Here is a 25762-nt window from a genome sequence, read left to right as displayed (position 1 = left end):
TTACATTAGAATACCCCCTTTTGTTCCCCCATTCTGTCTTACCTGCAGAGACGAAATCTCAATTCTTTCATTCATAACTATTTGTGAGCATGGGTGCATCTCCCGGGAAGCTGGCCGAATTATTCAACCGCTACTATACCGCTACCGCGACGGCAGCGGAAACGGACGAACTTTTTGCTTTGATCAGACAATCTGAAAATGATGTCGAACTCGCTGCTTTGCTCAGACATGCCTGGGAGAATTCGGACTTCGGCGGGCAGGAGTTCCCGGCAGCGGTCAGCGACCGGATTTTTGGTGCTATTGTTCAACCTGTTGAAAATGAAATATATGAACCCGAATATGAGGCTGAAAATGTGAGGAGTTTACCATGGCTCAGATATGTGGCTGCGGCTGCTGTTCTGGCGGGACTTATTTTTTTCTGGAAGTTCCGGTATAGTCCGGCGGTAGTGCAAACTGCCGCGGTTAAGCCCAAAGCGACAGACGTTGCGCCTGGCGGCAACCGTGCACTGCTTACCCTGACGGACGGTTCGGTGATTGTGCTGGACAGTGCCAAAAACGGCCTGCTGACGTGGCAGGGTGCTACCGCGGTAAGCAAAAAAGACAGCGGGCAGCTGGTTTACCTTACAAAAAAAACGGGCGAACCGGCAAAATTCCTTCAGACAAACACACTTTCTACACCCAAAGGCGGTCAGTATCAGGTGGTTTTATCTGACGGCAGCAAAGTATGGCTGAATGCATCTTCTTCCATCAAGTATCCCACTTCGTTTACTTCCGCTGAGCGGAGGGTCGAAATTACCGGTGAGGCATATTTTGAGGTTGCCAAAGATAAAACAAAGCCGTTCCGAGTTTTCTTCGGCGGTTCGGAGGTTGAGGTACTGGGTACGAGCTTTAATGTCATGGCCTACGATGACGAATCGGCAACAGAAACAACGCTGGTGGAAGGTTCGGTCGCATTGAAAAATAAGGGACAGCAAAAACGCCTCAGACCCGGCGAGCAAGGTGCAATCGCTGCTAATGGATCCATTGCGACATCTGTTGTAGATGTGGATGAAGCCACGGCCTGGAAAAAAGGATTCTTCTATTTCCGGGATGCGAGCGTGGAAGAGGTGATGCGCCAGATTTCGAGGTGGTATGACATCGAGGCGGGCTATGAGGGTAAAATCCCGGTGCGGCAGTTTACCGGGAAAGTATCAAGAAATGTAAATATATCCGAACTGCTCAACATGCTGCGTTACGCCGGTGTCAATTGCAGGATCGAAGATAAAAAGGTGATCATTTCTTTCTGAGTACTGGTTGCGTATAACTATTACCGTTTTTGTGAAGATCAAAAATCAAACCCAAATCTTTAACCCATGAAACCGCCCGAAAAACCACCGCCGTAAAAATTTCAGTGGTGCCGGACATAAAAACAGGGAAAATGCTGCGAACATTTCCCCTGCGGATATTCAGGCCCGTACAATCAGACTTCTGTTGAGAAAGCATTCTTGTTTTACCCAAACCTTACAAATGTATGAAAATAAACCTTTTAATCCGGCATTGGAGATACTATAAGGCATCCATACCTCCTAAACTCATATTGACCATGCAACTGATCACGTTTCTGCTTGTGGCCACGCTATCGCAGGTAGCCGCCACCGGGTACAGTCAGAAAATATCACTGGACCAGAAGAATGTTTCGATTGAAACTGCTTTGAAGGCCATTGAAAAACAAACGGATTACCTGTTCCTCTACGACAAGCTTGACCTGCCGGCGGCGAAAAAAGTGTCGGTTCAGGTCCGGAATGCGACGATCGAACAGACCCTTAACAGGCTGTTTCAGGACCTGCCTTTGTCCTACAAAATTTTTAAGAAGAATATTGTTATTAAGAAAGAGGCTGTACGGAAAGAAGAATCCGTCATTCCCGAAACGCAGGCGCCGGTTTTGGAACAAACTGTAAAAGGCAGGATCACAGATGAAAAAGGCGAGGGCCTGCCGGGCGTGAACATCCTGCTGAAAGGGACGCAGTCCGGCACTACCTCCGATTCGCAGGGTGCTTTTTCGGTGGAAGTGCCGGATGAAAACACGGTACTGATATTTTCTTTTGTCGGTTATGTGAGTCAGGAAATCATTGTTGGTACCAAAACAGACATGGACGTCACGATGGCAGCAGACCAGAAAGCGTTGGACGAAGTGGTGGTCGTGGGTTACGGAACGCAACGGAAAGCAGACCTGACGGGGGCGGTCACTGTGGTGAAAATGAATGATATAAGAGGTGCCAGCGCAAGCACAGGTAACGTCATGAAAGGACTCGACGGGCATCTGGCCGGTACGCAGGTTTCCTACTCTGGTAATCCCAATGCCGCCGCCGGAGTGCTGATCCGCGGCATGGGCACACTGAACAACACGAGCCCATTGTATGTGATCGACGGTATCCCGACGACCCGCGGCCTGAACGAGATCGCAGCCAACGACATCGAGTCGATTCAGGTACTGAAAGATGCATCCGCGGCTACGATCTACGGTTCCCGAGCTGCAAATGGTGTTTTTATCATCACGACCAAAAAGGCCAAACAGGGGAGCCGGTTACAGTTTTCGTCCTCGACTACCGCGAATTTTTTGCCTAAAAACCCGCTGCCTTTGCTCAACACAGACCAGTACGGACGTGCGCAGTGGATGGCAGCCAGAAACGACGGCGTAGACCCGAACTATGGCGTGTACAGGTTCGAGGACCATCGGGATGCCAGTGGGGCCTGGGCGCTGGACAGGATCATTCTTCCGGAATATCTGGATGATATCAAAACCATGAGACCCGGCAACACCGACTGGCAGAAAGAGATAAGCCGGACGGGTATTTCCCAGAACTACAATGCATCGTTTTCCAGCGGTACGGAAAAAGGGCGTGCGTTGCTGGCGCTGGATTATTTTGATAACCAGGGTACTACGAAGGAAAATAAATGGAACAGGATTTCGGTACGGCTGAACTCTGACTATCTGACACTGGGCAACCGCCTGAAAGTAGGGGAGGATATCAGTATCATTAAAATGTATTCGACCGGGGGAAACCACTTGACCGAAACCCGCAACCTGCAGTCCATCGTGCCGGTTCATACAATCGATGGCGTGGGCTGGGGTGGTCCGGTCATGGGTATGAGCGACAGGCTCAATCCGCTGCTTTCCATCATGCGGAACAAACAGAACCGCTCGGACGACGTGCGGATTTTCGGTTCCATTTTTGCAGATCTGCAAATCATCAAAAACCTGCATTTCAAAAGCGCATTCGGAATTGACAAAATAGGTCATTGGCAGCGGAATATGTATACCAAGTACACAGCCGGGTTTATGTCTGAAGATGTTACGAAAATGGAACAATGGTCGAGCTTTGGCGGCAGCTGGACCTGGAACAATGTATTGACTTATGATTTCAGTAAAGGGAAAAATGCTTTTACAGTGATGGCAGGGCAGGAAGCTGTGTACGAAAGCGGTGCGGATATGTATGGAGCGCGCGACGGATTTGCGATCGAGGACCCGGATTATATGTACCTCAATGTGGGCGAAACCAATGTCCGTAACGGGGGCGGGGCTTACGATAATTCCCTGAACTCCTACTTTGGAAAAGGCACTTATAATTTCAGTGATCGGTTTCTGGTCACAGCCATCGTGCGTTTGGACGGTTCTTCCCGTTTTGGCAAGAATAACAGATACTCCACTTTTCCGTCTTTGTCAGGAGGCTGGGTTTTGAGCGAGGAGCAATTTATCAAAAGCATACCCTTGATTTCCTATCTGAAAGTACGTTATGGCTGGGGGAAAACCGGTAACCAGGCGATCGATAATTATGCTTCCTGGGGACAGTACCAGGCACATTACGGGGATGACGACTGGCCTTTGAACAATGGTACTGCCTATGACATTTACGGAAATGACACCGGCCCGCTTCCATCGGGTTACCGGCGGCTCAGTCTTGGCAATTCGAATCTGAAATGGGAAACCACCACTCAGAATAACTTCGGTGTCGATATCTCGCTCTTCAACTCCAAATTCAACGCAACGTTCGACTACTACTACAAAAACACCTCTGATATCCTCGTCTATCCGCCTTACCTCTCCACCATCGGGCCCGGCGGCGGCCAGTGGGTCAACGGGGCGACGATGAAAAACTGGGGCTTTGAGTTCATGGCTTCCTATACCAACAATGTGGGCGAGGTCGGCTACACCATTTCTGCCAATGCAACCCATAATAAAAACAGAATCACTTCCCTGCCCGAAGCGGCCGTAGGCGGATATCCGGGCAACGGGAACGATCAGGTCATTCTTGGCCGGCCTTATAACTCATTCTACGGCTGGGTCAGTGACGGTATTTTCCAGAATCAGGCGGAAGTGGATGCCGCCCCGGTGCAGCCCGGAAAGGGTGTAGGGCGGATGAAGTTCAGGGATGTGAACCAGGACAACAAGATCGACGCCGATGACCGTACCTGGATCGGTGTGAACGAACCCAAAGTGTATGGCGGGATCAATGTGCGGCTCAACTGGAAAAGCTTTGATTTCAGTATGTTATGGAGAACGGAGATCGGCAGGATGGTGAACAACATCGGGATCAAATCCTATACTCATTTCTTCGGTTTTTTCGGGGGGCAGAACTACGGAACTGCGGTGCTTGACTCATGGTCGCCGACCAACACCACTTCCACCATTCCGGCCATATCAGCCTCCGACCAGAACAACGAGCAACGTTTTTCTTCCTATTTCGTCGAAAATGCTTCGTATATCAAGCTCGGTTCCATGGAGCTCGGTTATTCGCTGCCACAGTCGCTGGTGAAAAACTCGCTGATCTCGGGCGGAAGAATTTATGTCCAGGGGCAGAATTTATGGACGATCAAGGGTTTTGGTAAAAATCCTTTCAGCGGCTTTGATCCGCAGTCGCCTAATGAAAACTTCCCTATCCCGACCGCGCTGACATTCGGCTTTAACCTCACATTTTAATCTGTGAACTTATGAAACTCATTATCAATAGTATTACAACTTGCATCCTGCTGTTGCTTGCTACGGCATGCAGTGAATCGTTCCTGGAAAGAACGCCCAAGGGAATTTTATCGGAAGAACAGCTCTCAACACCCGAAAATGCAGAAAAAATGGTGATCGCTGCTTATTCTGCCCAGGGCAAAGAGAAATACTACCTGCACCCGCTCACGCCCTGGCCTTACGGGGACCTGCGTGGAGGCGATGCTTACAAAGGCGGGGCCGGGGTAGGGGATTTGCCGGAATGGAATATAGCCGAAACTTTTTCCAATATGACTACAGACGAAGCGGGCGTGCAGGGAAAATGGAATGTGGAATACAATACTATTTCCCGGACCAACCTTGCGCTGGGCATTCTCAATAAAATGACCGACGATCAGATGCCCAATAAAACCATGCGGATCGCAGAAATGCGTTTTTTGCGCTCCAATAACTATTTCTGGCTGAAAGTGAATTTCAAGCATGTTCCGTTTATAGACGAAACCGTACCAGTGGATCAATATAATACGGTCGGAAACGATCTGGGCGATCAGGAATTGTGGAACAAGATCATTGACGACCTGCGCTTTGCAGCGGAAAACCTGCCCGCTACCCACGCCGACGGTGCGGTGGGCAGGCCAACCAAATACGCCGCGAAGGCATATCTGGCGAAAGTACTGCTGTTTGCGGCTTACGAGCAGAATGCGACTCACGAAGTGATCCATATCAACAAAGAAAAACTGACTGAGGTCGTGGCTTTATGTCAGGATGTTGTGAGTTCGTCGGGCAAAGCGTTGTTCAACGATTTCGGGGATAATTTCGGATGTGAAACCCAAAACGGGATCGAGTCGCTCTGGGCGATACAGTTTTCACACGATGACGGTACCCCGCGCGGGAACATCAACGGTACTACTATGGTGAGCTATCCGATGGTGGCTGAATATGGCTGCTGCGGTTATCATTCTCCTTCCCAAAATCTTGTCAATGTTTTTCGTACCAAAAACGGCCTGCCGGATTTTGACAACTACAATACAGTGAACATCAATGGAGCGCAGGGTGTGAAAGCTAATCCGGTCGATCCGCGTTTACTACATACCGTTGCGATGGACGGGGTACCTTATAAGTACAAAGCCGATTTTATTTTCAATGAAAAAACCTGGACAAGGCAATATGAAACCTATGGCGGGTTTATGTCGATGAAAGAAACGGTGATCTACGATTCGCCTTGTTACCAGCCGGTTAACCCGTGGAAAGACAGTTCCAAAAACCGGGATGTGCTCCGTATGGACGATGTGATCCTGTGGCTGGCCGAAGCACTGATCCAACTCGACAGGCCCAACGAAGCGTTGCCGCTCATCAACCAGATCCGGGAGCGGGCTGCGAAAAGTACCGGCAAGCTGGTGGATGTGAAAGGGATGCCGACGGGCAATTTCGATATCAAACCGTACATCGCTACCGGGGCTGGGAAGAATATAGACTGGTCCAAAGCCACCGCTTTCAAGGCTTTACAATGGGAAAGAAGGCTTGAATTTGCCTGTGAAGGTTTCCGGGCCTACGACCTGATGCGCTGGGGGATTATGGCCGAAACCATAAACCAGTATTTTCAGGTAGAAAAGACCCGTCGGCCGCATCTGGCATCTGCCTCATTTACGAAAGGCCGGGACGAATTTTTACCTATTCCCAAAAAACAGATCGATTTGAGCAAAGGATTGTACAAGCAGAATACGGGCTACTAATCCATTCACAAACAAAAAGTTATATCCGGGAGAAGACTGTCTTTTCCCGGAAACATTAAATTCATATCGCAAATGAGCAGACGAAAGTTTTTGCAGGATATAACCGTAACATCGGTACTCGCTCCTTTTTCCGTAAAGAACATTCTGGATCAGGAAAATGACGGGATAAAAAAGAAACAACAGCCTGCTGCGAAGGCAGGTACTGAGCAAAAAGACCTTGAAAATGGCACCAGACTGCTAAGAGCCAAGCTCCTCAACGATCCGCTGCGTCCGACTTATCATTTTGTTTCACCCGAAGGAAATGCGTATCCTTTCGATCCGAACGGTGCGATCTTCTGGAAAGGAAAGTACCATCTGGGCTATATTTATCAGCATAATGATGAAAAAGGAAACCGGATACACTGGTGGGGACATGTGGTGAGCCACGATCTTTTTCATTGGACAGCACTTCCGCCTATGCTGACCGTCGGGCAGGGCGATCCGGAAACCGGGATTTTCAGCGGAGGCGCATTTTTGTCGAAGGAAGGGGTTCCGCATCTTGTGTATCACGGTACCGAATCGGGGAACTGTATTGCCAAAGCGGCCGACGATGAGCTGAATCAATGGGAGAAATTCAAGCAAAATCCGGTACTGCCGATCCGGAAAAAAGGCGAGCTGACCGAGCGCAAAGATGACAACAGTCAGAACGCCTGGGACCCGCATATCTGGCTGGAAGGCGATAATTATTACCAGATTTCGGGCGGGAACCCGGCTGCGCTGTTCAAGTCCCAGGACCTGGTGGGCTGGAAGTACGTCGGTACTTTTATGGATGAGACCAAACGGATGCGGAACGATTCCGAAGACTGGTCTTGCCCGGATTTTTTCAAATTGGGCAAAAAATATGTGGCCGTCGCGATCAGTCACAATCTGGGTACCCAGTATTACATCGGTGATTTTGTGAACGAACAGTTCGTGCCGGAAAAACATGCGCGAATGAACTGGTACGGCGGTACTTTTTTTGCTCCCGAAACACTTGTCGACAACAAAGGCCGCCGGATACTCTGGGGCTGGGTGCTGGAAAGAAGGGATTATAAAGACGAGCACGGCTGGTCGGGGACAATGAGCCTGCCGAGGGTATTGTCGTTGTCAGAAAAAGGGGATTTGATCATTGCCCCGCCGGATGAAGTGAAATTGCTGAGGTTTAACGAAAAGGTAATTAATGTGCTCACAATCAATGGGAAGGGAGAGAAAAAAGTAGCAGGTTTTTCCGGGAATGCGGTGGAATTGCATGCGAAATTCTCTGCCAGGCAAAATGAGGCATTCGGCTTGAAAGTACTGTGTTCGGAGGATGGAAAGGAAGAGACGATTATCAAATATGATCCTGTCAAAAAGGAAATTGTGATCGATTACGTCAATTCTGCCAGGCCCGGCAATGTGAAGTTCCCTTCCTATTGCATGATGGGTTATCTCGACAAATCGGTGCCCGAATTCGTTTCTGAGCAGCGTGCACCTTTTGCATTGAATCCTGGTGAAGATCTGACCCTGGAAGTTTTTATAGATAAATCGATCGTTGAAGTTTTCGTAAACAGTCGTATCTGCGTCACCCAGCGTGTGTACCCGACACCGGACAGTACCGCTATCAAGGTTTTCAGCGAAGGAGGCGGAAGCGTGAAAGTATCGGGCCTGCATTGCTGGCAGATGGCCAAAACAAACTTTTGTTAACATTAAAACATCTTGCAAATGAATAGCTTAACCAAAGTTTATTACTGGTCTTTTGTGGTTGCACTGGGCGGTTTTTTGTTCGGCCTGGACACGGCGGTCATTTCCGGGGCTGAAAAAGCGATCCAGATCTACTGGAAGCTGAGCAGTGTCGCACATGGATTTACCATCGCTTCCGGACTCATCGGAACGTTGATCGGGGCGATTTTTGCAGGCGCACCGGCTCAGAAATACGGGCGGAAGAAAGTTCTTTTTGTGATCTCGGTTCTATATCTCGTTTGCGCTCTGGGCTGTGCGCTCACTACCGACTGGCTGATTTTTTTAGTAGCGAGAATACTGGGCGGCGTGGCAGTGGGTGCTTCGTCGGTGGTAGGGCCTATGTATATCGCCGAAATTTCCCCGGCCCGGGTCAGAGGCCGGCTGGTTGGTTCCTTTCAGCTGAATGTGGTGTTTGGGATCATGATGGCCTATATTTCCAATTACCTTTTTATCGATGCAGGCGAAGAGGCCTGGCGGTGGATGCTGGGCGTGCAGGCTTTTCCTTCTTTTATTTTCTTCGGACTGCTTTTTACAATACCCGAAAGTCCGAGGTGGTATTTGCTCAAAGGGGATGAAGTTTCGGCACGCAAGGTACTGAGCCGTTCCGGTGAAACGGATATCAGTAAACTGGTTGCGGATTTTTCCTCCTCTATGACTGATTCCCAAAGTGTTTCGCTTTTTAATACAAATTACCGCAAGCCGGTGTTGTTCGTCGTCCTGCTGGCTACGTTTAATCAGCTCACGGGTATCAATGCGCTTCTTTATTTTGCACCCCGTATTTTCGAAATGGCCGGAATAGGGCAGGAAGACGCGTTTCTGCAATCCGTCTCGGTCGGGCTTACGCTGTTTATTTTCACTTTCAGCGGCGTATCGGTGATCGACAGGTTCGGACGGAGAACGCTGTTGCTGGTGGGGTCGCTGGGCATGACATGCTTTCTCGCGCTGAGTGGCTGGGCGCTGACCGGAGCTTCCGGCGGATATTTTCCCATGATTTGCCTGATGGGTTTCATTGTGTTCTTCTCCTTTTCGCAGGGCGCGGTGATCTGGGTCTTTATTTCCGAAATTTTCCCGAATCAGGTCAGGTCGCAGGGGCAGTCGCTGGGAAGTACTACGCACTGGCTGATGGCTGCGGTGATTTCATTTTTATTCCCGGTCATCGCCGACGAAGTCCCGAACGGGATCCAGTTTTCATTCTATTTTTTCTCCTTTATGATGGTACTTCATTTTCTTTTTGTGTGGAAAATGCTTCCCGAAACAAAAGGAAAAAGCCTTGAAGAAATTCAGAAAGCCATGGAAGGCAATAAGTTACATGAAATAACAATTTAAAGATATGAAAATTATAAAAGGCATTTTCATTGCCGGTATGTTATGTCAGACACCTGCTTTTTCGCAAGTGGTAGATACTATAAAGGTCACGGGGACATCCGGTATACAGTGGATTTCCGACCAGCCGGTTCCCAAAAGTGTGGTAGTATCGACCCGGTCTTTCCGCGAGCGGCTGCTGGCTGATCCGTACCGCCCGGCCTACCATTTTTGTGTTCCGGAGGGCAGGGGCATTCCGGGGGACCCTAACGGAGCATTTTATTTCAATGGCCGATACCATCTTATGTATCTGTATTACAGGGAACAAAGAGGTTTTTCGTGGGGACATGTGTCGAGCAAGGATATGTTCCACTGGCGGCATCACCCTGATGCAATTGTGCCGGGGAAAGGCGAAGACGGCATTTTCAGCGGGGGGGCTTTTGTGGACAAAGACGGGAAAGCGACTTTGAGCTACTGGCAGGTAATCAATCTGGCGAAAGGGGAAACATTTCAGTCGAGGATTGAGAAAAGTGGCCCGAGCGGAATAGGATTGTCGGAGAGTTCGGACGAACATTTCGACACATGGACCTCGGGTTCGGCAGATCCGATCATCCGTTCGACAGAATGGGGGTTTACCGTAACCAAAGACGAAAAAGGAAATGAGCAGATCTACGGCTCGGCAGATCCATCCAATATTTGGTTTAAAGACGGTAAATATTATATGCTGACCGGAAACCTGCTGGTACTGAACAAGTATGGCCGGAAAGACAATGACCCTCCCAAGTACCAGGGTGATCATTCGTATTTGTTTGTTTCAGAGGATAAAAAGAGCTGGAAATATCTGCACGAGTTCTATGATTCAGACCGGAAGTGGACGGATAAATCCGAAGACAATATGTGCGCCAGTTTTTTGCCCCTGCCTGCGGGACCCGATGGCGGGAAGTTGAGTGACAAGCATTTGCTGCTTTTTATCAGTCATAACAAGGGAGCGCAATACTATGTAGGGGACTATAAGAACGACAAGTTCCAGCCCGTCAACCATGGCCGTATGACCTGGGTTGATAATGCTTATTTTGCTCCGGAGGCTTTGACCGACCATAAAAACAGGCAGATCATGTGGTCATGGATATTTGACGACCGCCCCGACAAAGTGAAGGATGAGTCGGGCTGGACAGGGGTATATGGTTTGCCGCGTTCGTTATGGGCAGGAAAGGATGGAAAGCTGCGGATGGCGCCGGTAGAAGAAGTCAAACTGTTGCGGCAGGCAGAGCAGATCAAAAAGGATTTTGTGATCAAGGATGGCACGGAGCTGGCTTTGGACGGCTTTGGGAAGGAGCTTGTTGAACTCGAAATAACCGTCGCACCGGGGAAGGCGAAAACGATTGGCGTTATGGTAGGTTGCTCGCAGGATGGCCGCGAAAAAACCGAAATTTACTATGATGCTGCCGGCAAAACGCTGAATGTCAACACCGCAAAAAGCAGCCTGGGATATGGCCGCAAGGTTACCGAAAGTGCCCCTCTGGAACTGGACGCCGGCGAGCAGCTGACATTACGGGTTTTTGTAGACAAATCCATTGTTGAAGTTTTTGCAAATGACAAGCAGGCGATCGGCAGATCTGTTTACCCGACGTTGGGCGGCACCGGTATCAAACTTTTTTCAAAGGGCGGGGATGCAAAAATCATTTCTGTAAAATCCTGGGAAGTGATGCCTTCCAATCCATACTAGTGCATTTTACCCAAAAGCATCTTTATTTCCGGTTTGCTGCTATCATTCCGGGAATAAAGATGTTTTTTGTTTTAGGTGTTTTTGCGGTATCTATAAGTCACATAGATTCTGTTCCTCCATAAGTTTAATGGGTATTACATTGTCGCGAATATCTTTTAGTGAATGAGCGGAGACATTCTTGGTTGATTTTACGAAAAAATAAAGCGAATGAAAATACAGCGATGGCTATTCAGGATGACCTGCTGCGTAATAGTGGCCGGTTATTTTTCAGTTAGCATGGAAGCGCATGCACAGGAAAAAGTGTTCAGGGCCGGAGCCTCGGTCAGCAACATTACGCCTTATCTCGGCGATGGGATTGTAGGTAATTTCGGAACACCTCCTCCTGCCATGCATATCCACGATCAGCTCAGCGCCCGCGCTCTCGTTCTGGACGACGGGACTAATAAGCTAATTTTTGTCCTTTGCGATAATGTGTCGATCAACCGGGAGGTTTTTGATGAAGCCAAAAAACTCATTAACGAAAAAACGCAGCTTCCGAAAGCAAATATGCTCATGGCGGCCACGCATACTCATTCGGGAACAAGTGCCGGAGGCGAAGGTGAAAAGAGGCGCGGCTGGCATCCGGATGAGCCGCTGGATGAGTACCAGCGTTTTCTGGCGCACCGCATTGCTGACGGCGTGCAGGTTGCGATCAATAACCTCGAACCGGCAAAAATAGGGTGGGGCACAGGGAGTGTTCCGCAGCATCTTTTTAACAGAAGATGGAAAATGAAGCCGGGTACTCCGACGAAAAACCCATTCGGAGGAACCGATCAGGCGGTGATGAACCCGGGTGTGGGCAACCCGAATCTGCTGGAACCAGCGGGTACTACCGATCCCGGCGTTTCATTTATTTCGGTGCAATCTGTTTCCGGCCGACCGATTGCGGTTTTGGCAAATTATTCGCTCCATTATGTGGGTGGTCTGCCCGATAACCATATTTCAGCCGATTATTTCGCGGTTTTTGCCGACCGGATGCAGGAATTGCTGAAAGCGGACCGCCAGGATCCGCCTTTTGTGGGCATTATGTCCAACGGAACTTCGGGTGACGTGAATAATATCAATGTGAAGGGTTCGCCCGAAAAGTTGCCGCATTATCAGAAAATGCGTCTGGTTGCAAACGACGTGGCGACGGAGGTACTGCGCGTTTACAAAACGATCAAACATCAGGACTGGGTTGGGTTAAAGGCAGTGCAGTCGGAGCTTTCGCTGAAAGTACGGAGGCCGGATGCCGGCCTGGTGAAATGGGCGCAGGGAGTACTGTCTCGTCCGGACAGCATTAAACCGAATCATCCTCTGGAAAAAACCTACGCGCAACGCAGCTTGCAGATGCAGGAATGGCCTGATAACATTAGTGTTATCCTGCAGGCTTTCAGAATTGGTGACCTGGGTATTGCGGCGATTCCTTTTGAAACTTTTGCGGAGACGGGTTTGGAAATCAAAGCAAAAAGCCCGTTTAATCCATCATTCACGATAGAACTCGCCAATGGAGGGTATGGTTATCTGCCTACACCTGAGCAACATCAACTGGGTGGTTATGAGACCTGGCTGAGTACCAACCGTGTTGAAACAGAGGCGTCCCGTAAAATTGTGGCTGAGTTGCTTTTGCTGTTTTCCCGATTGAAATAATGCCACGGATACACTGATTTACACGAAGAACATCCGTGTACATTCGTGTATCCGTGGCATTGATATTAAGAATCCTTCACTTCCCGTTTCCCGGAGCGATACCTTCTGAGAAAAGGTGTAATCGGCCAAAAAATGGCGGCGACAAAGGCTCTGGCCCAGTTGGGCTTGCTTTTACGCGACTCTTCAACGCAATACCAGAGCAGAACGATTATTGCTATTGTCCAGGCTGCTGCCATGTTTTCTGTCGGTTAAGTTTAATGGAATGAGGTGTAAGCTGCTATTTTATAACAAGATAAGAAAAAACTCTTCCATAAAAGGCAAAGTCGGGTGACTGCCGGTATTTTGTAAATGGGTGATTATATGAATGTGAGGCTCTAATTTTTATTGCCCAGGGTTTCTGCGAGTTTGTTAGCAAGTTCGTCGCCCCGAAGATTCATTGCAATGATTTTACCACTTGGATCGATCAGAAAATTTTGAGGAATTCCAGCAACGCCGTATAATTTGGCCGCTTCATTATCCCAACCTTTCAGGTCCGACAATTGCGTCCATTCAAGCCGGTCTTTTTTAATAGCGGCCAGCCACTTGTTCTTGTCCGACTCGGTGTCCAGCGACACGCCGAGAATTGTAAAATTTTTATCCTTGTAAGCCTGGTATGCCTTCACAAGATTAGGGTTTTCTTCCCGGCAGGGCGCACACCACGATGCCCACATGTCGAGCAATACATATTTACCAGCCAAAGACGAGAGACTGACTATGTTGTCGCTGGTGTCCGGCATGCTAAAAATTGGTGCAAACGAACCTATTTCGATCTTCTGGCGCGCTGCGAGCTGATCGCCGAGCTGCTTTCCTTTTGGGCTATTTTTTAGTTCTGATGTCAGGGTTTTGTAAGCAGCAGCGACCTTGGTATGGTCTTCGACGTAAATCAGCTCGGTGAGGGCCATGAGGCTGATCATTGCATTGCGGTGCGATCTGACAAATTGGAGATATGCTTTTTTGCCTTCGTCCATCCTTGCCTTCTCCAATTTTTCAATTTCTTTTTTTAACACTTCCGATTGTTGCTGGTCAGCACCGGCGGCATTTTTTTTCTCCTCTATCTTTTCGCTCAGCGACATGATCCGCTTGTCGATCTGATTGTATTCAGTATTGGCCGCATTATTGGGTGTCCCGGTAACAATGGCCTCACCTAGTTTTCCTGAACTTTCATTCACAGTGATCAAGCCTTTTTCCAGATAAAAAAACTTTGATTCCTTGCTGTTCCTAAATCCGCTGTCGTTTTTGTTTAATGTAAGATAAGCCGGGATCGGAGCGTCAACCTCGCCAATGAACTTGAATGCTCCTTCTGTTACAAAAACCGAATCTAACACTGCCTTGCTTTCCGCATTGACCAGGTATATCTTGGCCGGTGGACCAACATCACCCAGCTTTCCCCGGATCGTAAATTCGTTTTTCTGAGCAAGCAATGCAAGTGGCAGGATCAAAAACGCGGCAGTCGTTAATTTTTTCATACGTTGGGATTTAGGGATGTGGGTATGAATGTCACCGGAGTGTAATATAGTTTGCTATTTTTGACCGTTAACAAAAAACGATGCCAAAATAGTATCCATTTATGAAAACCTGTTTTTGTAACTCCAATGAACCATATTCCCGTTGTTGTGGCCCTCTTATTAAAGGTGTTGCCAAAGCGGCCTCTGCCGAGAAGCTGATGCGCTCGCGGTACAGTGCTTATGTGGTTGGGGCAGTGGATTACCTGATCAGCACCACGCATGCTTCGAAACGGGCAAGCTTGTCCCGAAAGGAGATCGAACAATGGGCGAAAGGCAGCCAGTGGCTGGGGCTTGAAATCATACATGCCGATACTTTTACGGTTGAATTTAAGGCTACATATCGCGACAGGAGCGGGAAAAAACAGGTTCACCACGAGAAATCCACTTTTGTTTTCGAGGATGAAAGCTGGTATTATCTGACTGGCGTCTAAAATGCCACGGATGCACTGATTTGCACGAATCGTATCAACCGCGGGCATTCGTGTAAATCCTTGTTTCCGTGGCAGGGTAGGGAAATTTGCAGCAGCAGTGAGTTTTTGGATCGGATAACTTGTAAATTAGTCGGTATCAGGCCTAATTTGAGAAATCCCGGCTGGCAGGGTATTTGCCTGACTGAATGCTGGCAACACGACTATTGCTTTGTCTTAAATTTTGAACCCTAAACCACTAGCTAATGGATCAGGACTATCTGGGAATTAAAAGAGAATTGAAACTGAATGGCAAACCGCTGTCATTTTTTAGTCTGAGGGCCTTACAGGAAAAAGGTGAGGATATTTCGCGTTTGCCGTTTTGTATCCGGATTCTGCTGGAAAATGTACTGCGAAATTATGACGGATATGTTATCACCCGCGAACACATTGATACACTGCTGAAATGGCAGCCTGAACCGGAGGATAAGGAAATTCCCTTTATGCCCGCCCGCGTGCTGATGCAGGATTTTACGGGTGTGCCTGCTATCGTGGATATCGCGTCATTGCGGGAAGAAATGAGCAGGCAGGGCAAGGATTCCGCATTGATCAACCCATTGATCCCGGTCGATCTGGTGATCGACCATTCTGTGCAGGTGGATTATTTTGGCAATAATGAGGCTTATTCACGTAATGTAGACCGCGAATATGAACGCAACAGTGAGCGATACCGGTTTTTGAAATGGGCGCAAACTGCTTTTGATAATTTCTCGGTTGTGCCACCTGGTATGGGGATCTGTCACCAGGTAAATCTTGAATATCTTTCGAAATGCGTGATCGAAAAAGAGGGTACTGCTTTCCCGGATTCGCTGGTTGGAACCGATTCGCACACGCCGATGGTCAATGGGCTCGGTATCGTCGCTTACGGGGTAGGTGGTATCGAAGCCGAAGCTGCGATGCTGGGGCAACCACAGTTTTTCTCGGTGCCACAGGTCATCGGTTTGAAACTGACCGGAAAACTGCCAGCCGGGACCACAGCTACTGACTTGGTGCTCACCATTACCGAAGTGTTGAGGAAAACAAAAGTTGTCGGGAAGTTTGTAGAAGTGTCGGGCGAGGGGCTGGCGTCTTTATCCGTTCCTGACAGGGCTACTATCGGCAACATGTCGCCGGAGTTTGGCTGTACAATTACATATTTTCCAATTGACGAAAAAACTGTTCAATACCTGACCGATACCGGGCGACCGGTAGAAACCATTGCACTCACGGAGCAGTATTCGAAGGAAAATCTCTTGTGGCGGGAAAATGAGGATGCCATCATTTACAGCCAGGTTGTGGAACTGGATCTTTCTTCTATCGTGTCAACGATATCCGGGCCGAGCAGACCACAGGATAAAATATTGTTATCAGAGGCAAAACAGACGGTTTCCGACATTCTTGAAACCAAATATTCCCGGAAATACATTCAGTTTGTAGATCGCCCTCTCAGCCGCTGGGCAGACGAGGGCGGGAACGTCGAACCCTCGCTTATCGCGCAGGCGGAGCATTTTGATATGCGGGCTGCGAAAGTAAAGCATAACGACGAGCGGTATTATCTGAATGACGGCGACGTGGTGATTGCAGCTATCACGAGCTGTACCAATACATCCAACCCGGATGTAATGATCGGAGCGGGGCTTCTGGCGCAAAAAGCTTTGGAAAGAGGCCTTAATGTCAAGCCCTGGGTCAAGACCAGCCTCGCGCCGGGTTCAAAAGTGGTGACCGACTATCTGATGGAAGCAGGCCTGCTGACGAGCCTGGAAGCCATGAAATTCAATGTGGTAGGTTACGGCTGCACATCTTGTATCGGGAATTCAGGCCCGTTGCCCGACCATATCTCCGGGGCTGTCGCGGACAATGATCTCGTGGTGGCGGCGGCGCTTTCCGGTAACAGGAACTTTGAGGCCAGGATCCATCCGCAGATCAAACTTAATTTTCTGATGTCACCCCTGCTGGTGATAGCCTATGCGATTTCGGGCAGGATGGATATTGATATGGATGAAGAACCGCTGGGCTTCGATCAAGATGGAGGACCGGTGTTTCTCAGGGATATCTGGCCATCGCAGGAGGAAATCCATGAGGTCGTTAAAAATGTTGTGAAAAAGGAATTTTATGGAAAAAGTTACGGCAAGATATTTGAAGGGAACAGCCAGTGGCAGAACCTGGAAGTGCCTCTGGACAAAGCCTACAAATGGGATGAAAGATCAACTTATGTAAAAGAGGCGCCATTTTTTATTGGCCTGTCGCCTGTCCCGGGACAGATCCAGCCGTTAAAAGATGCACGGGTGCTCCTGATGCTTGGCGACTCTATTACTACAGACCATATTTCGCCGGCAGGGTCTTTCAGTGTACATTCGGCAGCCGGGCAATATCTGCTCGATCGGGGGATTCCTTATGAGGAGTTCAATTCATACGGTTCGCGCAGGGGAAATGATGAGGTGATGGTGCGGGGTACTTTTGCCAATGTCCGTATCAAAAACAAACTGGCATCTAAGGAAGGAGGGTTTACAACTTACCTGCCTGAAAATGAGGAAATGTCGGTTTATGAAGCGTCTCTTCGCTATAAGGCTGACCAGACACCATTGCTGGTGATCGCCGGAAAAGAATACGGCAGCGGTTCATCACGCGACTGGGCCGCGAAAGGAACATTTTTACTGGGTATAAGGGCCGTCATTGCCGAAAGTTACGAGCGTATCCACCGCAGTAACCTGGTCGGTATGGGTGTGATTCCTTTGCAGTTTCTGGATGGCGAAGGCAGAGAAAGCCTGGGCCTGGACGGTACTGAAACATTCAGCATCGCAGATCTGACCGACGCAGTGCGGCCGAATCAGTTGTTGTCTGTGTTGGCGGTAGCGGCAGATGGAAGCGAAAAAACTTTTCAGGTAAAAAGCCGGCTGGATAGTAAAATCGAAATAGATTATTATCGCAATGGCGGAATTCTGCAATATGTATTGAGGCAGTTTCTCGCAAAGGCATAGGAGCTTTTGTATGTAAATGGAAAAGTCCGGGATCGCACCCCGGACTTTCTGTTTTTAATAGCTTCTGGCGTTTTGTGCGTTGGTGCTTTTCCGAGCTGAGCTCGGGGAATAGTCGGCACCGAGCGCAGCTCGGCGCCAGCTTCGCTCGCATACTTTTGTTAACCTCAACCTGTCGGTTTGGCATTTTTTAAATCATCATTATTGATCTTTCTCCGGTTGTTTTCATTAAACAGGCCCCCAAATTCCCAATTCAGCGAAAGCCTGACCGACCGCATCAGATATTGGGTACGCAGGGAACTCGTGAAATCGGCCGACCGCACGATTTCTTTCCGTGATATATAATTTGAAAACGGGCTTACAGTCGTGAGGCTTATGGTCAGTTTTTTCGAAGGGATCTCCTTTTTTGCTGAAAGACTGTAGTAAAACCAATAGGTTTCGTAACCCTGAAGAGTAACGCTTCTTGCGTCATAATCCCCGTAAACCTGAACGCTGTAATTGTTAGGCAGTTTCCAGCTACTGTTGACGTTAATTCCCCAGGCAGTCCCGTTGTTGCTGATATTCAACGCACCGCTTTTGTATTTGGCATAACGCACATTGGCATTGCTATTGACTTTCCAGCCAGGCAATACGGTAAATGATGTCGAAAAGTTAACCCCGTACTGACCGTTTGATGCGAGGTTTTGCTTGGTGGTAGTTGCGACGCCGGCGGAATCAACAGTGATAATGCTTTCGATTGAATTATCCGTTTTCCGCCCGAAAACCGACATGTTCACAAACAGGTCAGAATTGGTCTGCAAGGCGTAGGTGAATTCTACCTGGTTCACTTCTTCAGGTCTTAACTCTGGATTTCCTGTCACAATATTTTTAGGGTCCTGACTGTCGCGGTTCGGGTTAAGGTCCCAGATCGACGGCCGGGAAATGCGTTTGGTATAGCTCAGTGTCAGGTTATTGTTGGCATCGAGCTTTTTGAAAAGCGTCGCGCTCGGTACAAAATTCCAGAACTCGTTTTTGAAATTTAAACCAATATCGCGTTGATTACCTTCCAGAAAAGTACCTTCCATACGCGCCCCGGCGTGTAAAGCCCAGCCGCTGTTCCATTTGAACTTAACCTGGCTGTACGCTGCCAGTACATCCTGCCGGTAGTCAAACTCATCCGATCTTGATCCGATCGGGACCAGCACATCAGGCTGACCGTTTTCGCTGGCCGCCACATCGTATAAGCTGCTTACGTTTCGTAAAATTGCCTTTGCACCGCTTTCCAGCGCATGTTTTCCCGACGCCGACAAGGGCAGGATATAATCACCCTGGAATGTCCACTCGCGATTTGTGGTCTTGTTATCATTTTTCTCCCGGTACACCAGAATATCTTCGTTGTCTCTCTGGGACGCATTGTAATCATAATTGTCCCGGGCGCGGTTGTGCTGGGCCATCAGGTACAATTCTTCACCGGGTTTTTTAAACTTCCGGGTATAACCCAGGTTCAGGTCCACGCCGGTATTGGGTGCTTTGGTTTTTACCGACTGATAGTATTCCTCAACCAGTTGTCCGCCGGGCGAGAATCTACGGTTGTGCTGCTCGCTGTTTTGGGGCCAGTTCCCGAGCCAGCCATTCAGCGAAAAATTAAAAAGATTTGCCGAATCCGGGGCATATTCTATCTGAAGGTCGCCCGAACCGTGCGGTTTTGCATTATCCTTTACAATATCCTGAATGATTCGTCCGCTCTGCTGGCCGTTTTCAGTTGTGGTCCTGTCCATGCCGAGTAATTCCTTATTCCGGAAACGGTGCATGTGCAGGGTAGAACTGATATTCCATTTGTCACGATTAATGGCAATGCGGGGATTTATGGCTTGTTCAAGATTCCCTATTACGGTTTCAATCGTCCCGCTGGTATTCTGGTTTCCTTTTTTCGTGATAATATTAATAACCCCTGCGGCTCCCTCTGCATCATATCTGGCAGAAGGACTTGTAATTACTTCCACCGATTTGATGGAACCGGCAGGCATCATGTTCAGGGCATCAGCCGGGCTCCGCGCCATTTGTCCGGAATATTTTCCGTTAATGAGGATCCGCAGGTTGGAATTGCCGCGCATGGTCACATTTCCGGCTGCATCCACATTCAGGATCGGCGCCTTGCGAAGCACGTCTGCTGCGGTTCCGCCCTGGTTGCTGATATCTTTTTCAGCATTATAGATCAGCATTCCGGGTTGCTGTTCGATCAGTTGGCGGGTGCCGGTAATGGTCACAGCACTCAGTTCAGTAGCATCAGGTTTGAGGAAAATAGTGCCAAATTCGAACGTTGACTGAGATTTGATCTGAAACGGCAGTGTTTTTTGTGCATAACCCACAAAAGATAAATTCAGGAAAAATGTGCCAATGGTAACATCTGACGATTTGAATACACCGTTTTCATCGGAATATGTAAGCGCTACTACCTTTTTTTCGGAGTCAAGAATGCTGATGGTGGCAAATTCGATGGGCTTTCTGGAAACGGAGTCGATGATCAGTCCTTTGATCTGGTAGGCCGGCACGGTCTGCGCTTTCAATATTCCCGGACCTCCTGAAATAGCCAGCAGGTAAAAAATAAGACAGAGGTTATATTTTATTTTATTTTTCATAGTGTTGAAATAAAGGACGTAAAGATATCAGCTGATGTCGAACGCACATCAGTAGCTGGTAGAAAAATGCAGGGCCGAATTTAGATTTTACCTGGTGAAACTGAGAGGTCCCGGTTTGAGAATTGTTGGTCGCGTTTTCTCTTTTTGCGTTTTTCCTTTCCACGCTTGCCCCACCAGACATAAAAACCGGTAACAGGAAGGCTGGTACAGATCAGGCTGGCCAGAAAATAGAGGACTTTGGTGATCATTCCGCCGACGGCGCCTACATGTAGCGCATAGTTTGTGCGCCTCAGCCACTTGGCAATGTCGAGCTCGGCAATTTGTGTCTCGGTGGACGGAAGTTGTTTGAGCGTGTGCTGGTCCAGGTAAACGTACCGCCAGGACCCGTTGTACATATCGGTACAAAGCGAAATAGGGTCGGAGGCTTTTTCCGGAAAATCAACGATAATCGCGTCTTTGTTGTAAACACCTATTTTTTCGACGCCAAGCTTCCATGCTTTGTCCACATTATCCATAGAGGCGGGAACGTTGGTGAGGGTGGTGTCCGAAAAAGACCTTACATAAGCTGCAGGTTGTTCCCCTCCCGAGCTCAGCCAATAAAAACTTTTCGAAAACCACCGGAAGCCCATGATCAGGCCGGTGATCGTGATGACGAGCGCGATGCTTAGTGAATAAAAACCAAGGACATTGTGCAAGTCGTAATTGACCCGCTTGAACTTCGCATTCCATTTGATCTTAAAACTTTTGTCCCTGCCCGACTTATTCCACTTTTTAGGCCACCAAAGTACCATACCGGTGATCAGCAATACGAAAAAAATGAGGGTCGCGTAACTGACAATGGCCTGCCCGGTTTTGCTCTCAAGCCAGAGGGAAGTATGTCCGTCGAGGATGAAATGGAAAAAATCTTCGTGATCCACCATCGCTACGATTTCGGCATTGTATGGATTGACATACACCAGCGAATCGGAATCGAGGCTGAAATGGGCGGTATGATCGGCACCGTGGTACCATACGCTATGGATTTTTTTATCGGGCAAAGCCTGTTTCACACTTCTCCATAGCACCGACGGAGGCAGCATTTCTTTTTTCTGAGGATTGGCGGCATGCAGGTGGGACAGGGTAAGATCTTCAATTTCTGTTTCAAAGACCAGAATACAACCGGTCAGACCAACAATGATGACAACAATTCCGGAAGCTAAGCCGAGCCAGAGATGCAGCCAGGCATTGATTTTTTTTAGGATTGTCATCATCATCATAATTAGTCGTTTTGTTGTGAAACCACCTAAAAACAAGCTGGCGGGAGTATTTGTTGAAGGGTCTTATTGATCCCCGGTTTCATGCCTACACAGTTTTTACATGAAACCGGGAGATTGTTATGGGTATAGGAAGCTTATTTTGTTTTTTCCAGGCGAAGAATGTAATCGATGCCTCCGACAAATTCAGCCCCATGCGTGAGCTTGTCGGTTGCCGGATCATATTCCCAGATATAGTCTTTGTCTGCAGCATTTACAGCGATGTAAGCCTTGCCATCTTCGACAATCACCGCCTGAACCATTCTTTCGCCTTTGTCGGCAGGCAGAGCGAGTTTTTTAATAAATGAGCCTGTTTTTACGTCAATGACAGAAAATGAGTGGTCGGTATCGATGGACTGTCCGGCTACTCTGGTACGAACAATGGCCTTCCCGTTTCCGATGTACCACATCGCAGCACCCATTTCATTATTGACTTTGGAAGAAAAATCAAAATAGTAAGTTGGGTCAAGCTGGGTAGAACCGCTTTTGATCCTGTAAACGGAAGAAGGCGACTTGTAATCATAATTTAAAACAGGGTCGCTGATGAAATAGAGGTCATTGTTTTCATCGATAAATGATCCCGGTGCATATACGGGAGAGCCGCCCGGCGAAGTGGTGCGGATATCGGAAATCGTACTTTCAATGCTCATCGCAGGATAATTGATCACGGCAACATTGAATTTCTGGTACACAGCCATATCTGGATATTTGGTAAAATCGGTCGAAGCGAAACCATAACCCAGGAACAACTTACCATCGCGGTACTCGGCAAAACCGATGTTGTAATCGTCGAAACCAGCTGGTCTTGCTTCCAGGTTCAGCTTGCCGGTTGTTACGGACATGTCTGCAACCTTGATGATCGCGTAGCGGCCTTCCGATTCTCCGGTACCGAAAATAACCAGGGTCTGATTGTCGACCCAGGCGTAGGAACTCCAGTTGAGGTGCGTAAAAGGAACTTCCTTATCGACCAGAAGCGCACCGTTTTCCACGTGATATTTACCAAGGCGACCGCTGCCGAAATTGGCGTGGTAATAAAAACCGTCTTTCTGGATCACGTCCTGTGCGTATACTTTACCGGTCATTTCGGCACCGTTACCCTGCAAGCTGATCGTCCCTTCCGTCAGCGAAGGCACATCAGCAATGTAATAGGCCGTGTTGGGCCAGCTGCCCACGCACAAAACAGCGGAATACTTACCTTCTTCCACAGGTTCAGGTTTCTCACCGCCGGTGTCGTCGCTGCAACTGTTCAGGGTAAACGCCAGAAGCATTATGGTAGCCGCCTTGGCTGAAAAGCTTATTAATTTGCTCATCTTATTGAATTTGTTTTTGAATTATTAGAATGGATTATTTTAAAAAATACCTGAGTTTCAATGAAAATGATCGCCCCGGTTTCTGCAACCTGAAATTGTCGAATGCCAGATCGTCGGTCAGGTTTCTGCATTCACCTGAAATATTATAGCGGCCGTTTTTGAAGGAATAGCTCAGCGAAGCATTGTGAATGACCTGGGTAGGGATCGTCGATTTCCCGTTTGCATTGCCAAAAGCTTCCCAGGTCAGGTAAAACCAATGCACATATTGGGTGAACCAGTTGAATTGCAGGCGGGTATCTTTTCCGAAAACATTATTTTTGCCAATGCTCAGATTTGCGTTGCCGAACATCCATGGCTGATTAGGGATTTTGTTCTTGTAAGTTGCCTCATAAGTCGTGGAAGTCGTATTGCCGAACTTGGTCATATTCACCGCGTTCTGGTAAGTGGCATTGATATTGAATGCGATCAGATCGGAATAATCGTATCTCAGTTCAGCCTCAAACCCGGTAACCTGCACGCTCGATTTGTTCTCGTTTTTCAATGCTTTCGAACGTTGGTCGGGAACGGGGTAGATGAAGTCCTTCGCGTCGCGGTAAAATCCGGAAGCTTCCAGGAAAAATTTATGTTTATCAAACCGGAGACCATAATAAGCGCCGAGGTTCACATTGTCGCTGCTCTCCGGTTTCAAATCAGGATTAGGCTGGATGTTCAGACCGTCGCCGAAAACCTCTTCGACTTCCTGCAGGCGATAGGCATGTTCCAGCGAAATTTTGATGCCGAGATCGGGCAGCAGCTTGTACCGGGAAGCGATCCCGTACCCGTAATTGTTGTATCTGGAGTCAATAACCTGGTAACTCTGGTCTACATATTTTTTTCTTTCAAGAGCCAGTCCGTAATATTTGGCAAAAAAAGTATTGACCAGTTTTTCTTCAAAAAACTGCTGTTGGTAGGCAATACCAAGGATCTGCTTGTTCATGATGCCCGGCATATCGTCAGACGGAGTCAGCAGTTCATTGAAACTTTCGTTTTTGAGGTGGTCAATGATATAATTGATATTGAAAGAGTGTTTTTCGTTCAGCGTGTAGCTGAGATTGGCACGGGTGAAAGTCCTTGGCCGGATGATGTTGGAAAGCGTTTTGATCGAACCCATTTCCGACGCGGCTTTGGCCGTCCAGCTGCCGTCCCAGTAATATTGTCTCAGAAGCGTATCGGCAGTAACGAATTTGTCTTTGGACATCGATGCAAACAGGCTGAGATCCAGCCCCTGCACAAACAGGTTATTCTTTTTATAGCGCAGCATCCCGCTGAGTGCGTTGCTTCTGCGGTTCACATTCCCGTAGACAATGGTTTGTTCAAAGCCTGTTTGCAGGTCCTGGTCACCCTCCGTATAGCCTAGTCCGGCATAGAGCACATCCGCCCATTTTTTATTGCTGACGCCCACTTCAAGCTGGGCCATTGACGACCGGAAAGTATCGTGAAAACGACGGGTATCTGTAGTCACAAAAGACGCGCCGCTGAGGTCGGTGATCTGGTTGCCGTTCCGCTTGCCGCCTTCAAGGATTTCCACGCCCTTCATTTTATAATTATTGTCCGAATAATTGAAAAATGCGGTTCCTTTGACAGTAATGCCCGTTGGCTTATGCACATACTGGCCCGTAAAAGCGGAACGATGGGTATTAAACGAGCCGTAACTGTGGCTTATGTCCAGGTAATTGGTCTGTTTCTGGCTGGTGATCACGTTCACCGCCCCGCCCATGGCATCGGATCCCAGCTGAACCGGCACCACTCCTTTATACACTTCAACCCGCTCCGCAAGATTGACAGGGATGTTGTTCAGGGACATGGAACTACCCAGGATTTCCATGGGTACGCCGTCGATAAAATATTTCACAGCCTTGCTCGAAAGACCATTGATGGAGAAATTGAAATTGGACCCCAAGCCGCCCTGCTCGCGTATACGTACACCCGCGCTGCGGTTCAGCACCTGGTTCAGATCGGCGGTAGTATTGGCGAATTGTTTGGTCTCGATCGCATTGACAGTGAAAGCCTGCTCTTTAACTTCCTGGACTTCTGTTTTACCATACACCTGAACCTCACTCAGATCGGTCTGGTTTTCTTTGAGGCTGATATTCAGGGTGGAAGCTTGTCCTGCTTTGAGTGTTAATGTTTCGGATGTCTTTTTAAAACTCACAGCGGAAACTTCAACGGTATAGTTTCCTGGCTTTAAATCAGGAATTGAAAAGTACCCGTCCGGGTTACTGGTTGTACCTCGGTTGGTTTTTTTGATAGCAATAGAAGCGCCCGGAATTGCTTCCCCAAGATCGTTTTTGATCTGCCCGGATAAGGTGGTCAGCGTTTGCGCAGAGATTCCGAATGACAGCAGACAAAAGACAATAATAAGTGCTGAGCGCAGGGATTTACTGGGTTGCATTGTTT

General features: G+C 48.4%; 14 protein-coding genes. 9 read left to right on the top strand and 5 right to left on the bottom strand.

Annotation, left to right across the window (positions count from 1 at the left end; translation table 11 throughout):
* The first annotated feature begins 89 nt into the window (after positions 1–89).
* The 7 genes from FBF61_RS08000 (at position 90) to FBF61_RS07970 (ending at position 13141) form a co-directional block, all read left to right on the top strand.
* A complete protein-coding gene (locus FBF61_RS08000; RefSeq protein ID WP_138476678.1) occupies positions 90–1286 on the top strand; it encodes a FecR family protein in 1197 nt (398 codons plus the stop codon).
* Positions 1287–1510: 224 nt separating this feature from the next.
* Positions 1511–4957 (top strand): TonB-dependent receptor, encoded by a 3447-nt coding sequence (locus tag FBF61_RS07995; protein ID WP_138476677.1) that lies wholly within the window; start codon positions 1511–1513, stop codon positions 4955–4957.
* Positions 4958–4968: 11 nt separating this feature from the next.
* Positions 4969–6708, top strand: coding sequence for a RagB/SusD family nutrient uptake outer membrane protein (locus FBF61_RS07990; RefSeq protein WP_138476676.1), 1740 nt, complete (start codon positions 4969–4971; stop codon positions 6706–6708).
* Between the two features lie 72 nt (positions 6709–6780).
* A complete protein-coding gene (locus tag FBF61_RS07985) occupies positions 6781–8409 on the top strand; it encodes a glycoside hydrolase family 32 protein (RefSeq protein ID WP_138476675.1) in 1629 nt (542 codons plus the stop codon).
* 18 nt (positions 8410–8427) lie between these two features.
* Positions 8428–9771, top strand: a complete 1344-nt coding sequence (locus tag FBF61_RS07980) for a sugar porter family MFS transporter (RefSeq protein ID WP_138476674.1) — start codon at positions 8428–8430, stop codon at positions 9769–9771.
* A gap of 4 nt (positions 9772–9775) precedes the next feature.
* The gene (locus tag FBF61_RS07975; RefSeq protein ID WP_138476673.1) at positions 9776–11473 is read left to right on the top strand and encodes a glycoside hydrolase family 32 protein; all 1698 of its coding nucleotides are present in this window, start codon (positions 9776–9778) and stop codon (positions 11471–11473) included.
* A gap of 207 nt (positions 11474–11680) precedes the next feature.
* Positions 11681–13141 (top strand): neutral/alkaline non-lysosomal ceramidase N-terminal domain-containing protein, encoded by a 1461-nt coding sequence (locus tag FBF61_RS07970; protein WP_138476672.1) that lies wholly within the window; start codon positions 11681–11683, stop codon positions 13139–13141.
* A 374-nt stretch (positions 13142–13515) separates the two neighbouring features.
* Here the strand turns inward: FBF61_RS07970 and FBF61_RS07965 are convergent, their stop codons facing one another.
* A complete protein-coding gene (locus tag FBF61_RS07965; RefSeq protein WP_138476671.1) occupies positions 13516–14646 on the bottom strand; it encodes a TlpA disulfide reductase family protein in 1131 nt (376 codons plus the stop codon).
* Between the two features lie 101 nt (positions 14647–14747).
* On the opposite strand from FBF61_RS07965, the gene FBF61_RS07960 reads away from it, so the two are divergent.
* Both FBF61_RS07960 and acnA read left to right on the top strand, forming a co-directional pair.
* The gene (locus FBF61_RS07960) at positions 14748–15116 is read left to right on the top strand and encodes a YchJ family protein (RefSeq protein ID WP_138476670.1); all 369 of its coding nucleotides are present in this window, start codon (positions 14748–14750) and stop codon (positions 15114–15116) included.
* 242 nt (positions 15117–15358) lie between these two features.
* The gene (acnA, locus tag FBF61_RS07955) at positions 15359–18109 is read left to right on the top strand and encodes an aconitate hydratase AcnA (protein WP_138476669.1); all 2751 of its coding nucleotides are present in this window, start codon (positions 15359–15361) and stop codon (positions 18107–18109) included.
* Between the two features lie 164 nt (positions 18110–18273).
* On the opposite strand, the gene FBF61_RS07950 is transcribed toward acnA, so the two are convergent.
* From FBF61_RS07950 to FBF61_RS07935, 4 genes are all read right to left on the bottom strand, one after another.
* Positions 18274–20724 carry a TonB-dependent receptor gene (locus FBF61_RS07950; RefSeq protein ID WP_138476668.1) on the bottom strand — a complete coding sequence of 817 codons (2451 nt, stop codon included), beginning with the start codon at positions 20722–20724 and terminating at the stop codon, positions 18274–18276.
* An 80-nt stretch (positions 20725–20804) separates the two neighbouring features.
* Positions 20805–21974: a PepSY-associated TM helix domain-containing protein gene (locus FBF61_RS07945; RefSeq protein ID WP_229214957.1), complete on the bottom strand. Its 1170-nt coding sequence runs from the start codon at positions 21972–21974 to the stop codon at positions 20805–20807.
* A 140-nt stretch (positions 21975–22114) separates the two neighbouring features.
* Positions 22115–23326, bottom strand: a complete 1212-nt coding sequence (locus tag FBF61_RS07940) for a DUF4374 domain-containing protein (RefSeq protein WP_138476667.1) — start codon at positions 23324–23326, stop codon at positions 22115–22117.
* 34 nt (positions 23327–23360) lie between these two features.
* Positions 23361–25757 carry a TonB-dependent receptor gene (locus FBF61_RS07935; protein ID WP_138476666.1) on the bottom strand — a complete coding sequence of 799 codons (2397 nt, stop codon included), beginning with the start codon at positions 25755–25757 and terminating at the stop codon, positions 23361–23363.
* Positions 25758–25762 lie beyond the last annotated feature (5 nt).

Source organism: Dyadobacter bucti (assembly GCF_005869225.1).
Taxonomy (GTDB): Bacteria; Bacteroidota; Bacteroidia; order Cytophagales; family Spirosomataceae; genus Dyadobacter; species Dyadobacter bucti.
The sequence above is the reverse complement of the archived record's forward strand: the minus strand, read 5'-3'. Positions and strand labels throughout refer to the sequence as shown.

What these genes read in the sequence shown, in the direction of transcription:
- FBF61_RS07985 (WP_138476675.1), top strand. Translation starts at nt 6,781, where the DNA reads ATGAGCAGACGAAAGTTTTTGCAGGATATAACCGTAACATCGGTACTC.
- FBF61_RS07935 (WP_138476666.1), bottom strand. Translation starts at nt 25,757, where the DNA reads ATGCAACCCAGTAAATCCCTGCGCTCAGCACTTATTATTGTCTTTTGT.
- FBF61_RS07950 (WP_138476668.1), bottom strand. Translation starts at nt 20,724, where the DNA reads ATGAAAAATAAAATAAAATATAACCTCTGTCTTATTTTTTACCTGCTG.
- FBF61_RS07980 (WP_138476674.1), top strand. Translation starts at nt 8,428, where the DNA reads ATGAATAGCTTAACCAAAGTTTATTACTGGTCTTTTGTGGTTGCACTG.
- acnA (WP_138476669.1), top strand. Translation starts at nt 15,359, where the DNA reads ATGGATCAGGACTATCTGGGAATTAAAAGAGAATTGAAACTGAATGGC.
- FBF61_RS07940 (WP_138476667.1), bottom strand. Translation starts at nt 23,326, where the DNA reads ATGAGCAAATTAATAAGCTTTTCAGCCAAGGCGGCTACCATAATGCTT.
- FBF61_RS07960 (WP_138476670.1), top strand. Translation starts at nt 14,748, where the DNA reads ATGAAAACCTGTTTTTGTAACTCCAATGAACCATATTCCCGTTGTTGT.
- FBF61_RS08000 (WP_138476678.1), top strand. Translation starts at nt 90, where the DNA reads ATGGGTGCATCTCCCGGGAAGCTGGCCGAATTATTCAACCGCTACTAT.
- FBF61_RS07965 (WP_138476671.1), bottom strand. Translation starts at nt 14,646, where the DNA reads ATGAAAAAATTAACGACTGCCGCGTTTTTGATCCTGCCACTTGCATTG.
- FBF61_RS07990 (WP_138476676.1), top strand. Translation starts at nt 4,969, where the DNA reads ATGAAACTCATTATCAATAGTATTACAACTTGCATCCTGCTGTTGCTT.
- FBF61_RS07975 (WP_138476673.1), top strand. Translation starts at nt 9,776, where the DNA reads ATGAAAATTATAAAAGGCATTTTCATTGCCGGTATGTTATGTCAGACA.
- FBF61_RS07995 (WP_138476677.1), top strand. Translation starts at nt 1,511, where the DNA reads ATGAAAATAAACCTTTTAATCCGGCATTGGAGATACTATAAGGCATCC.
- FBF61_RS07970 (WP_138476672.1), top strand. Translation starts at nt 11,681, where the DNA reads ATGAAAATACAGCGATGGCTATTCAGGATGACCTGCTGCGTAATAGTG.
- FBF61_RS07945 (WP_229214957.1), bottom strand. Translation starts at nt 21,974, where the DNA reads ATGATGACAATCCTAAAAAAAATCAATGCCTGGCTGCATCTCTGGCTC.